We start from the raw sequence: 14,275 nt of genomic DNA, 5'->3' as shown, positions 1-14,275 counted from the left end.
GTCCCATCTAATCTTTTTACAGTTTCTAGGTCCTTGTAATAATTAGAGAAACAGCCAAACTAAGGCGGCAAAGACGACTGAACTCAAATTAGCGACTAAAGCTGGTTCAATTTGTAACAAGTGCTCATGAGTCATAAATAGAATTTGAACCAAGTAGTCAAGAACGAGAAAGGCAGGGACTAAGACAAGCTATTTTATCTTATTTCTAGAGAGTTTTTGATCTTATTTTTTATCAGCCACCCCTTTGAGATAGTCTTTTCTCCTAGGGAAGAGGAGGGTCAAAGCCAGCATCAGAATCATGAAAGGAATCCAAATCTTGTAGATGGAGATATAGGCATCTGCCATAGTGCTTGGTGTATAGAGCTTTAGGGCCTTAAGATTATTGGTCGCCATAGAAATGAAGACAGAAACGGCTAGAACAGAGCCGATTTGACGGACAACTCCAAGAACACTTTGGGAGGAAGTTAAGAGCTCCCCTTGCAGACTGGAGGCCGCCAAGACATTGACAGGACCAGCAATAGTCCCAAAGCCGATACCGAGAATAATAGTAGCAGCAGTCATTTCCCAAGTCTTGGCAGGGTTAACGGTGACTAGTAAGCCATAGGAAAGGAGGATGCTCCCCAAACCGATTAGGACCAAAATCCGTGGGCCTAGCCTATTGATGAGCAGGCTTCCTAGGCCACCAAAGATGAAGACAATGATGGACATAGGTAAGAGAATGAGAGCTGCACCAAGCTCCGCCTTACTTTGCACATTGGTGAAGTAGGTTGGGAGAATAACGAGCACACCGACATAGAAGAACTGCACGACCGTGGCTATAAAGGTGGAGGCAGAGAACTCTCGGAATCTAAATAGATTAAGGTTAATCATAGGGTGCTCAATCCGCTTTTCCAGAGAAATAAAGATGATAAGAGCTATGAGGAAGACAAGAAAACATGCCAAACTTTTAACATCCCAAAATCCCCAGTCACGAATTTTAATGATACCAAGGGAAGCAGCAAAGAGACTCATCATAGAAAGGAGACTACCTATCCAGTCAATCTTGGTTGAAATTCGTTCGTCATTGCGAAAATGATAAGTAAAGCAAATAAGCAAAAAAGCGAATAGAACAAAGGGGAGATTGATAAAGAAAATCCAATGCCAAGACAGACTATCTGTTAAGAATCCACCGAGAGTAGGACCGATAGCGGCAGCTCCTCCTTGGGTCAGGCCTAAGGCAGCAACGACCTTAACCCGATCCTCAATGGACCAAGTGGAAATACCTAAGGTATTTCCAACGGGCAAGAGAATGGCAGCTCCAAAACTGGCAATGAGACGGCCGACCAGCAGCCAATTAAACCCTGCTGAAAAACCAGATATTAAACTGCCGCAGCCAAAGAGGCAGAGACCAAGTGCAAAGAAATGTCCCTTGCCGTAAATATCGGCGAGCTTACTTAGGGGGATAGTAAAACTGGCAAAAATAATAGTGTAAATATTGATAGCCCAAGACAGTCTGTCCAAGCCGATGTTAAAACTTTTCTGAATAGCTGGAATAGTGATATTCATGATGGTGGTATCTAGCATCACCAGAAAAACTCCCAGACACATGGCCAGTGTCAGTAAAATCTTTTTCAATTTAGTCATAATGACCTCCTTTTTGTGTTCACACAAATATGAGCGATTGCTCATATTTTAGACATATTATAGTCTCACTTAGGAATCTTGTCAAGACAAAAAATGAGTCAATGCTCATGTTTTTAAGGTATTTGAGTAGCTCCATCATGTGCTATAATAGGAGTAGCTTTGATAAAGAGGAAATCACATGATAGAAAAAAAGGTTCGCTCTCCTCGGCAGGAGAGAAGCATTGAAAAACGAGAAAAAATTTTAAGGATAGCTAAGGAGCTGTTTTCAGAAAAAGTCTATTTTAATGTGACAACCAACGAAATTGCCAAGACGGCTGGTCTGTCTGTTGGGACTCTCTATTCTTATTTTGCCAGCAAGGAAGATATTTTAATTACGCTCTTGGAACGCTACAATCACGCCTTTATCGATAAGATTTTTACGGAACTCAGCACCAAGGAGTCTTTAGACCTGTTTGCTCAGGCTCCTAAAAAATGGCTGCATTCTCTGGTAGAGCAATTGCTGCGGGTAGAGGATACAAAATTTCATGCCCAGATCGAAATGCTGGCTTATGCGGTTCCTCAAGCCAAATCTCTTCTTGAAGAGCACAATGAGAAAATAAAAACTCTGACTTATCAATGTTTCTTGGATTACCAAAACAAGCAATCAGATATTAGTCTCAAAACCTTGTCACTTGTAGTCTTTGACTTTATATCCGCCTTGGTTGATGAGCTACTCTACCATGATCATAGCCCAAAAGAATTTGAACAGATAAAAAAGACTGGTATCGACAGCCTTTACCTAATTATAGATACTTATTTAAGTGAACCCCAAAACAAGCCCTGACTTTATTAGCCAGAGCTTGTTTGTTTTTTTATTGAATAATCAGCATGCCTTCCTTTATTTCGAAAGGATTGTTTTCATTGATGCGATCGTAGAACATGATACCGTTAGTGTGGTCAATTTCGTGTTGAACCACCATGGAGTTGTAGCCTCGAAGTTTGACTTTTTGTTTATTACCGTTTTTATCAAGATACTCAACAGTCACCCGTGAATGGCGAACAACGTAACCGGGGACCTCACGGTCGACAGAGAGACAGCCTTCACCATCGGCTAAGGCTGCATCCTGTACAGAGTGGGACACTATACGAGGATTGTACATAATTTCCTGCAGACTATAGGGTTGAGCTGGCGGATTGCCTTCTTCGTCTTCAGGATTAGGGACTAGAACAGCGATAATCCGTTTAGAAATGTCTAGTTGAGGAGCTGCCAAACCAACCCCCCCTCGAAGGCCCATTTTTTCAGCCATAGCAGGATCTTGTGAATTCTTGAGAAACTGCATCATTTTTTCGCCTAGAATAATATCTTCATCAGAGAGCGGTAATTCCACATCCTTGGCAACTGCTCGTAATGTTGGATTTCCTTCACGGATAATATCGGACATATCAATCAGATGACTGGCCTTAATGATTTTTTCTTGTGGTGACATGATTAAACCTCTTTAAATGTAAAATTTATACTTGAATTCAGTATAGCACGAAAAAATGGAGAAAGAAAGATTGGGACACTAGTTTCGAATACTAGCTATTTCTAACTGTGAACGATCGATAATTTTATAAGTCTTAAAAGCAATCTTTTTTATAATGCCTCGATCCTGCAATTGCTTGACCACTCGGCCGAGGTGGCGGTAGGAAGTCCCGAAGACATCGGCTAAAACACTGGGGTGTAACTGAAAGATGTTATCGACCTCCTGAGCCAGAATATAAGTAGCCAAGCGCTCCTTGACGGAATAGGAAATATTGGTCGAAGAGATGATGTTTTGTTGCTCCAATTTTTGGGCAAGCTGGCGACCGATCTGATAGAGAAAGAGAGGATCTTGGTAGAGCTGATCACGGTTGGTCAGGGGTAACTGGATGATTAGGCTAGGCTTTAGGGCTATGACAGATGAGACACTGACCTCGCTAGTCATCAGCTCAATATCACCGATAAGGGTTGGTTGTTCCTGAGTTTCTAAGATATGTTCCTTACCATTAAAGAGCCGCCGAACAATCTTAATGTGGCCTTCGATAAAATAGAAGAGATGCTGTAAGTCCTGCCCTTGCTGGCAGATAGCCTGTCCCTTGTCGTAGGTCACAATCTGGAGTTGCTTAATATAGTGCTGAGGGAAAATACGATCTAGCTGGTATTTGTTTAGGTAGTATTCTAAGGACTTTTTTGCCATAGCGACCTCTTTTTAGGACCTATGTCCTATTTTTCTTTTCTAATTTTCATTATACTGGTATCATTACTGTTTTTCAAGAAGGAATTATTATGAAAATGACGATGGAGAAAATCAGCCTCTTGGCCTTATCCCTGATGCTGGTTTCAACCTATGCGATCTCTCCAGCCCTACCGGAGATGATTCATTATTACAGCCAGAGGGGGATTAGTCCTGACCGAGTGGAACTGCTTGTTTCCCTGCCTTCCTTTGCTATTATTGCGGTCCTATTGATAACGCCTTGGATCAGTCGGGCCTTTTCTGAACGCTTGATTATTGTCAGCGGTCTTTGTTTGCTTTCGCTGGGAGGCTTTTTCCCTTTAATTAATCAAACCTATAGCCTGGTTTTTCTCTCACGCCTGGTTTTGGGGTTTGGGATTGGTCTCATCAATGCCCGTGCTATCAGTATTATCAGTCAACGCTTTACAGGACGAGACCGCATCAAAATGCTGGGCCTTCGTGGATCAGCAGAAGTCCTAGGCTCAGCTCTTTTTACCTTTATAGCAGGTCAATTACTGAATTTTACATGGTCGGTAACTTTTGCAATTTATGCGCTAGGTTTCCTTATCTTGGGGCTTTACTTGGCATTTGTTCCTCGATCACCTGAGTTAACGCCTGTCCAGCAAGAGCCTGTTAAAGATAAAAAGCAAATAAAAACTGATCATTTAAGTCCTCGTCAATTGCTGTATATTTTATCCCTTGCCCTCTATGCAGGTTTTGTTATCCTTATTAATTCGGCTAATACTCTGAGAATTCCTCTCGTTGTGACCCAGTACGGATTGGGCAGTGCCCAGCAGGCCAGCCTGATTCTCAGTTTGATGATGCTGATGGGGATTGTGGCGGGAACATTCTTTAGCAGCTTAGTGGAGTTCCTTGGCCGCTCTTTGATGAGTCTAGTTGTCTTCATTTTGGGCTTGGGACTTCTTATCATGTGGCTGGCCCCCAATATTATTATTTTGGGCTTAGGGGCTCTTCTGACAGGCTTTGTCTATAGCCTAGGTGTCACCTATGTCTTCAACCTCATCTCTGAAACCATTCACAAGCGCCACCTCCATACAGCTACCACCTTGGTTCTTCTGGGCTGTAATCTGGGAGGAGCTTGTGCCTCGCTGGTTCTGCGCTTTTTTGGCTTCTTTGCCAGCGGATCGGGAGCCACTTTTGCTATTTTTGGGGGTCTGAGTATAGGACTGGGTTTAGTTCTTATGTTAAAAAATCTTTTGCTTAAGGGAAATAAATGAGGAAAACAGAATCAAAAAAATTAGAAGAGACAGGAAAAGCTGACTGTTCTAGCTAAGCACGATGAGAAATTATGACTAAAGAAAATCATACAGAAGGACCTATCGAGAAAAATCGAACAATGGCTATCCTAGGTTGGTCGTTTTAGGAGGATGTCTAGTTTGCTTGATCTTTTTGGGAGTTTTAACACTTGCTCTCTGTATAGGCAGTCGCATCGGTCTAGCTCTGCTAAGGACTCTTACTTTTGGACTGAGCCAAAATCTCATGATATTAAGAACTATATGGATGCTGATTATCAGTTCGACTGGACATTAAAGGAAGTTAAGCAATTAAAAATCAATAAAACCATTCTCAATAAAGTGCTAAAGAAACATGGGAAAGCGTCCCAAGCCAGTAGTTACGATGAAGGATAATAGTAAAATATATTTGGATTACAATAGTAACGACAATGATTGGCAGCTTGCTGTCCATTTAACCTTTGAGAAAAATGGATTTGGCAAGTACCAATTGACAGATGTCGATGGAGGCCTAGTAGCTGATGATGTTGAAACTGTCAAACAAGAAAACCCCACAATCGGCTGGTCACGAGAACAATTTAACCAGCTGATTGAAGGTGACTATGAAAACCAAGCCAAGGGTGGGACAAGTTGGAAGACCATTCAAAAAGATCATCCTTACTCAGCCCATTATCTATTTGAATACGATGACACCTCCCCAGATGCAAAAAGAGGATCCCTAAGCTAAAAGCTAGAGGTCAGGTATGGTGATGATATTGATCCCAATGGTATCGTTCTGGAATTTTTGTCCCCAGATAGTGGAAAAAATTTTTACTTGAATGAGAAATCTGGGCCAGACTCTTTTTCAGATTAACTTGTTAAGGGATGAAATTTATCTTGTCCAAATTAAAATACTTTGACAGACCTAACCCAATTTGCTAGAATGTAAGAGTCGCAAAGACAAACTAACTTCTTCTTGGTAGTAGGATTTGCCAAAGCCTACCACTCGGATGGAGCAATAAAAGGAGAAAAAATATGGCAATTTCAAAAGAGAAAAAAAATGAAATCATTGCTCAATATGCTCGTCACGAAGGCGACACTGGTTCCGTTGAAGTGCAAGTTGCAATCCTAACTTGGGAAATCAACCACCTTAATGAACATATTCAGCAACACAAAAAAGACCACGCAACTTACCGTGGTTTGATGAAAAAAATCGGTCACCGTCGTAACCTTTTAGCTTACCTTCGCCGTACCGATGTTAATCGCTATCGCGACCTCATTCAATCACTCGGACTTCGTCGGTAATAAAATGATGCTGAGGGCGATTAAAAGGTGTAGGATTTTAGGAGCCTGTTAAGGAATTTTGATTTCTTAAGACAGATTCCTAAAACCTGTTAGCCCGAGCTTGAATAACTAAGCTTAGTTTTACAACTGAGCTTATTTTTATTGTCTATCAGTCTCAAAGAAAAATAGGGAAGCAGGCAGTGAAGCAAGAAACTTCAAGCCTGCTTTTTTCTTTTTTACAGAGTTGTAGGCTCTGCAAGTCACTTTTTTAGACTTACTAACCGTTTGGTTTGATAGTTTTTTCATAGAAAGGAAAGCAGTTTATTGTATAAATTAAAAAAATCGTGAAAAAATTCACAAAAGTACTTGACATTATTTTGTAAAAGATTACAATATTAATGTGAAGAAAATCACAAACTAATTTTTTAAAAATTCTTATGTGTGATTATCTTCTTAGTCAAACATTCGTTAATGGATTATCGTTGGAGGATAAATTTATGGCAAAAGCAACTAAAACTGCAGAACTCAGTGCTGAAGAATTGGCGCAACAGTATACAGGGGAACTTGTAGACAAAGCCGTAGAAGCTGAACGTGTTTATGCAACTTACTCTCAAGAGCAAGTTGATAAAATTGTTGCAGCTATGGCGCTTGCCGGTTCAGAAGCCGCTCTTGAACTGGCGAAAGAAGCACATGAGGAAACAGGTCGCGGTGTTATCGAGGATAAAGATACTAAAAATCACTTTGCGACAGAATATGTTTATGAACGTATTAAAAATGAAAAAACGGTTGGCATTATTGGTGAAGATAAAGTAGCTGGCAGTATCCAAATTGCAGCCCCTCTTGGTGTTTTAGCTGGTATTGTACCAACAACTAACCCAACATCAACAACCATGTTCAAAATTTTGGTTGCTTTAAAGACACGCAATGCGATCGTCTTTGCCTTCCACCCATCAGCTCAAAAATGTTCAGCGCACGCCGCACAGATTCTCTACGATGCTGCGGTCAAAGCCGGTGCTCCTGAAAATATTGTTCAATGGATTGACACACCATCAATCGCTAATACCAATGCCTTGATCTCAAATAAGAAAATTGCCTCCATCTTAGCAACCGGCGGCCCCGGCATGGTTAATGCAGCTCTTAAATCTGGTAACCCATCAATGGGGGTTGGTGCTGGTAATGGTGCTGTTTATGTAGATGCAACGGCCCACCTTGATCGTGCAGTCGAAGATCTTCTTTTGTCAAAACGTTTTGATAACGGCATGATTTGTGCAACAGAAAACTCAGCAGTAGTTGAAGCTCCAATTTACAAAGAATGGCTGGCTAAAATGCAGGAAAAAGGTGCTTACTTGGTACCTAAGAAAGACTATAAAAAACTTGAAGATTTCGTCTTCAATGACAATCACGGTGTTAACGGACCCGTTGCTGGTATGTCAGCTGCCTGGATTTGTGAACACGCTGGTGTGAAATTACCAGAAGGTAAAGATGTGCTCTTGTTTGAATTGGACAAGAAAAACATTGGTGAAAAATTATCTTCAGAGAAGCTTTCTCCAATCCTTTCAGTTTATAAAGCGAAAGATCGCCAAGACGGTATCGAGATCGTGGCTGCTTTGCTTGATTATCAAGGTGCTGGTCACAACTGTGCTATCCAAATCGGTTCTCAAGCTGACCCATTCGTTACGGAATATGGTGATGCCCTTAATTCATCTCGTGTCTTGGTTAACCAGCCAGACTCAGTCGGTGGTATTGGTGATGTCTATACAGATGCACTGCAAGCCAGCTTAACTCTTGGAACAGGATCATGGGGGAAAAATTCATTGTCACACAATCTATCTACTGGCGACCTCTTGAACGTAAAAACTGTTGCGAAACGCCGTAACCGTCCTCAATGGATTCGTTTGCCAGAAAAAACTTACTACGAAAAGAATGCTATTTCTTATTTGCAAGATGCCTATGAACCAATGACACGCGCCCTCATCGTTGCCGACCCGGGGATGGTTCAATTTGGTTTTGTTGATACGGTTTATGCGCAATTAGCACTTCGTGATGAAAAAGTGGTGACCTCACTTTATGGCACCATCAAGCCAGACCCAACTCTTGGTCAAACAATTGAAATCGCCAAACAAATGCGTGACTTCAAGCCTGATACCGTTATTGCTATCGGTGGTGGTTCTGCGATTGATGCCTCTAAGATTGCTCGTTTGATTTACGAAGTATCTCTTGATCGTGAAGAAGGATGGCTTGATGCTTATGAAAATGTGAGTGAATTCTTCCTTGAATTGCAACAAAAATTCATCGATATCCGCAAACGTATTGTGAAGTTCAAACATCAAACAGAGACTCGTCTCTTCTGTATTCCAACAACATCAGGTACAGGTGCAGAGGTAACGCCGTTTGCTGTTATCACAGATGATTTCACACACGTGAAATACCCACTTGCCGACTATGAATTAACACCTCAAGTCGCTATCGTTGATCCAGAGTTTGTTATGACTGTACCAAAACGTACAGCTGCTTGGTCAGGTCTTGACGCTTTATCACATGCCCTTGAATCTTACGTATCTGTTATGGCGTCTGACTTTACACGTCCATGGTCACTTGAAGCTATCAAGTTAATCATCGAAAACTTGGAAGATGCTTATAACTATGATCCTAAGAATCCAACACTTCGCGGTGAACAAGCCAAAGAAAACATGCATTATGCTTCAACGCTTGCTGGTATGGCTTTCGGTAATGCCTTCCTTGGTATTAACCACTCACTGGCACACAAGACTGGTGGCGAATTCGGCCTTCCGCACGGCCTTGCTATCGCAATTGCCATGCAGCATGTTATTCGCTACAATGGCGTAGCAGGAAATGTCAAACGTTCAGTTTACCCACGTTATGAAGAATACCGTGCACAGCGTGATTATGCAGATATTGCTCGAGCCCTTGGACTTGAAGGTAAAGACGATGCTGAATTGGTTGAAGCACTCTGCGCACGCATTGACAAGTTGATGCATGCAGTAGGTGTTGAACCAAAACTTTCAGCTAACGGGGTTACCAAGGAAGCCTTTGACGCAGCTGTGGATCGTCTGGCTAGTTTGGCTTATGATGACCAATGTACACCAGCTAACCCACGTCAGCCATACATTGAAGATATGAAACAACTTTTGATTGATCAATTCTAAGGTACAATCGGATAAACTAGAAGAAGGCTGGACAAGAATTCGTCCAGTCTTCCTATTTTGGAACAAACTCTTGGCGCAGCAGTTGAGAGTAAGACTTCTTCGTAACCAACAAATCTTACCCTTGCATAGTTCATAGGTGCTTTAGCCTCTATGAACTGCTGCTGGCAGTTTTTCCTTTTGCCGCAAGGCCAAAGTGGAAAACCTAGCCAATTGTGCAGAGGATAGTGGGATAACAAAATCAAAATCGTGATTTTATCACAATTTACTGATTTTTGTCCCACTCTCCTCTTTTTTTGCTGACTTGGCTTTTTAACCTTTATGCTATAATAGAGCCATGTTAGTTCAGCTTCTCTTTATTTTTATTCTAGCCATGCCAGCCTTAGGTCTGGTTTTTCTCGGGCTAGCCCTGTCCTCAGGCTACCGCAAATTGGTCTGGATCAGTTTCTTAGGTATTCTTGTTTTTGGTCTGTCTTTTTACAGTCTTCATCTAAAAAATGATGTCTTTTTTTATAGCTTCTTTATCCTAGGCCCCTTTTTGTTTGGCTTAGGACTGCCACTAAATTTAACCAAGCCCAAGCGGATTCAAGCCGGATTTTCTGGCTTCGGAATTATTGTCGTGTTTTTCTTAGCCTTGTTAATCATAGCTCAGATGCTTAATCGCTTCTAATGCTTTTTGAAAAACTAAATGATATGTCATTGCCTTAGGCCTTGCTTCGTTTCAGTGTTATCAATTGTCGTTTGTCTTATTCCAACCTTAAATCCACTAGATAATTTAAGCTGCCTGTGCTTGATGCCTAGTCTGATTTTATATAAACATAGACTTCAAAGGACAATTTTGAGGCTTTTTCTTAGCTTTAATCCTGTTCCTAATCTTATCATTAGCCTCCTTTTGTGGTAGAATATAAGCGATACCATGATTTTATACAAAATTAAGTCAAGAGGCCTTGCAGTAAATCTTTAAGCTCATCTTTATTTAATTTTGTAAAAAACAGGTATCAATTTTAACTAGAACATTCAAGGATTAGCGAGGGCCAGGCTTTAGCCTATGAAAAAGTTCTTGCTGATTCATGGGTATGAGGTAGATTCATGGCAAAACAAACCTTTCAAATGACTTTTGCAGGGAAACCCCTAGTGGTTGAAATCGGTCAAGTAGCCAAACAGGCTAACGGTGCTGCTGTTGTGCGTTATGGAGATTCAACAGTCCTATCCGCTGCAACCATGTCCAAAAAAATGGCTACAACTGACTTTTTTCCTTTGCAGGTTAATTACGAGGAAAAGATGTATGCGGCTGGCAAATTTCCTGGTGGATTTATGAAACGGGAAGGTCGTCCTTCGACCGATGCCACTTTAACGGCTCGTCTGATTGATCGTCCTATTAGGCCCATGTTTGCCGAAGGTTTTCGCAATGAAGTACAGGTCATCAATACGGTTTTATCCTACGATCCTGATGCTTCTGCTCCAATGGCAGCGATGTTTGGAAGTTCTCTCGCTCTCTGTATTTCTGATATTCCCTTTAATGGACCGATTGCAGGCGTTCAGGTTGCCTACCTAAATGGTGATTTTATCATTAATCCTACAGCTGAACAAAAGGAGGCCTCCAGTCTGGAGTTGACGGTGGCGGGAACTAAGACAGCTATCAATATGGTTGAGTCGGGTGCTCAGGAATTATCCGAAGATATTATGCTAGCAGCTTTACTCAAAGGACATGAAGCCATTCGGGAACTGATTGCCTTCCAAGAAGAAATTGTCGCTGCAATTGGTAAGGAAAAAGCAGAGGTTGAGCTCTTGCAGGTTGCCCCTGAGCTTCAGGCTGAAATTATTTCAGCTTATAACAGTGATCTGCAAAAAGCTGTTCAAGTTGAAGAAAAACTGGCGCGTGAAGAAGCAACGCAGGCGGTCAAAGACCAAGTTTTGGCAATCTATGAAGAACGCTATGCTGAAGACGAAGAACTCGAGCGCATCTTGCGTGATGTTGCTGAAATCTTAGAAGAAATGGAGCATGCTGAGGTTCGTCGCCTGATTACCGAGGAGAAGGTTCGTCCAGATGGCCGCAAGGTCGATGAAATTCGTCCTTTAGAGGCTGAAGTCGATTTCTTACCCCAAGTGCACGGCTCAGGGCTCTTTACCCGAGGCCAAACTCAGGCTCTGTCGGTTTTGACTCTGGCACCTATGAGTGATAGCAAGATTGTCGATGGCTTGGATCCAGAGTACCGCAAGCGCTTTATGCACCACTATAATTTTCCTCAGTATTCTGTCGGAGAAACAGGTCGCTATGGAGCGCCTGGCCGCCGAGAAATCGGTCATGGTGCTCTGGGGGAGCGGGCTTTGGCTCAGGTTTTACCGCGTTTTGAAGACTTCCCCTACGCTATCCGTCTGGTGGCAGAAGTACTGGAATCCAATGGCTCTTCATCCCAAGCTTCCATCTGTGCTGGCACTCTAGCCTTAATGGCAGGGGGAGTTCCCATCAAGGCTCCGGTAGCAGGTATCGCCATGGGACTGATTTCTGATGGCAACAACTACACCATTCTAACAGACATTCAAGGTCTTGAAGATCACTTTGGTGATATGGATTTCAAGGTGGCCGGAACCCGTCAAGGGATTACAGCCTTGCAGATGGATATTAAGATTTCAGGGATTACTCCAGAAATTCTTAAGGAGGCTTTAGCTCAAGCCAAAAAGGCCCGTTTTGAAATTCTCGATCTGATTGAACAAACGATTCCAGCTCCGCGGCCTGACTTGGCTCCAACCGCGCCTAAGATTGACACTATTAAGATTGATGTCGATAAAATCAAGGTGGTCATCGGCAGAGGCGGTGAAACTATAGATAAAATTATCGAAGAAACAGGGGTTAAGATTGACATCGACGAAGAAGGAAATGTGCAAATCTACTCTCCTGACCAAGCAGCCATTGCTCAAGCCAAGGAAATCATTGCCAATCTAGTGCGTGAAGCCAAGGTTGGTGAGATTTACCATGCCGAAGTTGTCCGTATCGAAAGCTTTGGTGCCTTTGTCAATCTCTTTGATAAGACTGATGCCTTAGTCCATATTTCAGAATTAGCTTGGGAACGAACTAATAAAGTTGAAGATATCGTTAAAGTGGGTGATAAAGTCGATGTTAAGGTGATTAAAATAGATGATAAAGGTCGGGTCAATGCTTCCATCAAGGCTCTCTTGCCAAAACCTGAAGGAAACGAGGGACAAGAGACTAAAAAGCATCATTATAAGAAACGGAACCATCAGTCAGCAGGACAGCATCCAATGATTGAAAAAGATGAACACCATCACCGCAAAGGTCACCACCCCCATCAATCTAAGAATCAAGAAGAACAAGTAGTAGAATCAGAAGAAGGTCATCATGAATAAATTTAACTCAGAACTCGATTTTGCCTTACGTAATTTTATTGCTAATCCAGAGAACTTTTTAGACGGGTTGACCCTAGTTAACTGTCTTCATTCTATTCCAGTGATAGCAGCTGCCCAACCCTATGCTGTTGCTATGCAAGGTCAAAAAGTTATTCCTGTTTTCAGTAATAAAAGTGATTTGGATACTTTCAAAAAAGAACACCCTAGTGCTAAAACGCAAGACTGGGTAGAACGGCCTAGTATTGAAGTTTTAGAAGAGGCGGTAACTAACCGCTTGCATGGTTTGGTCTTTAATATTAAAAAAGCTGGCGACTTTGCCAACTCCACTATTTTCAAGAGCAGTGAATTGATTCAACTCATCAATACTTACACCAAGCTTTTGAATGATGTTTTAGGGGAAGAAAATCAAGGTCGAGATAGCTTGCAACGTCAATACTTTGTCCCTGTCATTATCTTGGCTAGCGAAGATGGCAGCTATCAACGCAGTTACCCGGCTTTGACAATTGAAAATGAAACTTACATCCCATCCTTTTCTAACATTCCTAGCTTTGCTAAATGGTATAATGACGGGGATTTAGGCTATCCTTTCCGTCTAGCCAAGGGAACAGTCATGACTTGGACTGTGGATCAGATTGCCCATCCAGCTCAAGGAGAGAGCGGTGTTGGCGATACCAAGGGTGTGGTACTTGATCCCCTCAACGAAAATCAAACCTTGGTGGATTGGGCTAGTATCGAAAATTAAGTGAGGTGCCTATGGGTTGGTGGAAAGAATCAATAGATATTGTTAAGCAACAGGATCCAGCGGCCCGGACTTCCCTAGAGGTGATTTTAACCTATCCGGGAATCAAAGCCCTCGCTGCTCATCGGATTTCTCACTTTCTCTGGCGACACCACCTGCGACTGCTGGCTCGAATGCACAGTCAATTTTGGCGCTTTTGGACAAATATTGAGATCCATCCAGGAGCTCAGATAGCCAGCGGGGTCTTTATTGACCATGGAGCGGGATTGGTTATCGGAGAGACAGCTATTGTTGAAAAGGGAGCTATGCTCTATCATGGTGTTACCCTAGGTGGAACCGGTAAGGATGTTGGCAAACGACACCCCACTATCCGCCAAGGAGCCCTAATCTCGGCTCATTCTCAACTGATTGGTCCTATTGAGGTCGGTCCCAATGCTAAAGTAGGTGCAGGAGCTGTTGTCCTATCGGATGTCCCAGCAGATGTCACCGTAGTCGGAGTCCCAGCTAAGGTTGTTCGAGTCCATGGGCGAAAAGATGAGGTGGCCATCAAAACTTTGCAAGAAGCTCGTGAAGCTAGCTATCATTCATCCCACCTGTAGGCTAGTAACTAGCGATTACCCAGATGTGAGAATC

The 14,275-nt window shown here is 42.4% G+C and carries 12 protein-coding genes; 9 read left to right on the top strand and 3 right to left on the bottom strand.

The genetic code is table 11. The annotated features are described in order from the left end of the window. Positions 1-222: 222 nt before the first annotated feature. Positions 223-1,623 (bottom strand): MFS transporter, encoded by a 1,401-nt coding sequence (locus tag ACFSN5_RS09320; protein ID WP_165329430.1) that lies wholly within the window; start codon positions 1,621-1,623, stop codon positions 223-225. A 178-nt stretch (positions 1,624-1,801) separates the two neighbouring features. On the opposite strand from ACFSN5_RS09320, the gene ACFSN5_RS09315 reads away from it, so the two are divergent. Continuing rightward, positions 1,802-2,446 carry a TetR/AcrR family transcriptional regulator gene (locus ACFSN5_RS09315; protein ID WP_004228848.1) on the top strand — a complete coding sequence of 215 codons (645 nt, stop codon included), beginning with the start codon at positions 1,802-1,804 and terminating at the stop codon, positions 2,444-2,446. 28 nt (positions 2,447-2,474) lie between these two features. Here ACFSN5_RS09315 and def read toward each other — a convergent pair whose 3' ends face one another. Beyond that, positions 2,475-3,089, bottom strand: coding sequence for a peptide deformylase (def, locus tag ACFSN5_RS09310; RefSeq protein WP_165329431.1), 615 nt, complete (start codon positions 3,087-3,089; stop codon positions 2,475-2,477). A gap of 78 nt (positions 3,090-3,167) precedes the next feature. Continuing rightward, complete coding sequence (locus ACFSN5_RS09305; RefSeq protein ID WP_165329432.1) at positions 3,168-3,821, bottom strand: Crp/Fnr family transcriptional regulator; 654 nt, start codon at positions 3,819-3,821, stop codon at positions 3,168-3,170. Between the two features lie 89 nt (positions 3,822-3,910). Between ACFSN5_RS09305 and ACFSN5_RS09300 the strand changes: the two genes are divergently transcribed. The 8 genes from ACFSN5_RS09300 to cysE all read left to right on the top strand — a co-directional run bounded on the left by ACFSN5_RS09300 (position 3,911) and on the right by cysE (position 14,241). Beyond that, on the top strand, positions 3,911-5,095 hold the full coding sequence (locus tag ACFSN5_RS09300) for an MFS transporter (RefSeq protein ID WP_165329433.1): 1,185 nt from the start codon (positions 3,911-3,913) through the stop codon (positions 5,093-5,095). Between the two features lie 370 nt (positions 5,096-5,465). After that, the gene (locus tag ACFSN5_RS09295; RefSeq protein ID WP_165212274.1) at positions 5,466-5,837 is read left to right on the top strand and encodes a hypothetical protein; all 372 of its coding nucleotides are present in this window, start codon (positions 5,466-5,468) and stop codon (positions 5,835-5,837) included. A 287-nt stretch (positions 5,838-6,124) separates the two neighbouring features. Then, the gene (rpsO, locus tag ACFSN5_RS09290; RefSeq protein ID WP_165212276.1) at positions 6,125-6,394 is read left to right on the top strand and encodes a 30S ribosomal protein S15; all 270 of its coding nucleotides are present in this window, start codon (positions 6,125-6,127) and stop codon (positions 6,392-6,394) included. 476 nt (positions 6,395-6,870) lie between these two features. Next, a complete protein-coding gene (gene adhE / locus ACFSN5_RS09285; protein ID WP_165212278.1) occupies positions 6,871-9,540 on the top strand; it encodes a bifunctional acetaldehyde-CoA/alcohol dehydrogenase in 2,670 nt (889 codons plus the stop codon). A 334-nt stretch (positions 9,541-9,874) separates the two neighbouring features. After that, positions 9,875-10,207: a hypothetical protein gene (locus ACFSN5_RS09280; protein WP_165212280.1), complete on the top strand. Its 333-nt coding sequence runs from the start codon at positions 9,875-9,877 to the stop codon at positions 10,205-10,207. A gap of 419 nt (positions 10,208-10,626) precedes the next feature. Beyond that, positions 10,627-12,903 (top strand): polyribonucleotide nucleotidyltransferase, encoded by a 2,277-nt coding sequence (pnp, locus tag ACFSN5_RS09275; protein ID WP_165212282.1) that lies wholly within the window; start codon positions 10,627-10,629, stop codon positions 12,901-12,903. Then, positions 12,896-13,645, top strand: a complete 750-nt coding sequence (locus tag ACFSN5_RS09270) for an SseB family protein (protein WP_165212284.1) — start codon at positions 12,896-12,898, stop codon at positions 13,643-13,645. The genes pnp and ACFSN5_RS09270 overlap by 8 nt, the downstream gene beginning before the upstream one ends. Positions 13,646-13,656: 11 nt before the next feature. Beyond that, the gene (gene cysE / locus ACFSN5_RS09265) at positions 13,657-14,241 is read left to right on the top strand and encodes a serine O-acetyltransferase (RefSeq protein ID WP_165212286.1); all 585 of its coding nucleotides are present in this window, start codon (positions 13,657-13,659) and stop codon (positions 14,239-14,241) included. Positions 14,242-14,275 lie beyond the last annotated feature (34 nt).

This window comes from Streptococcus tangpeifui, from assembly GCF_044503215.1.
In the GTDB taxonomy this organism is placed as follows: domain Bacteria; phylum Bacillota; class Bacilli; order Lactobacillales; family Streptococcaceae; genus Streptococcus; species Streptococcus tangpeifui.
This window is presented reverse-complemented; position numbering and strand designations above follow the sequence as displayed.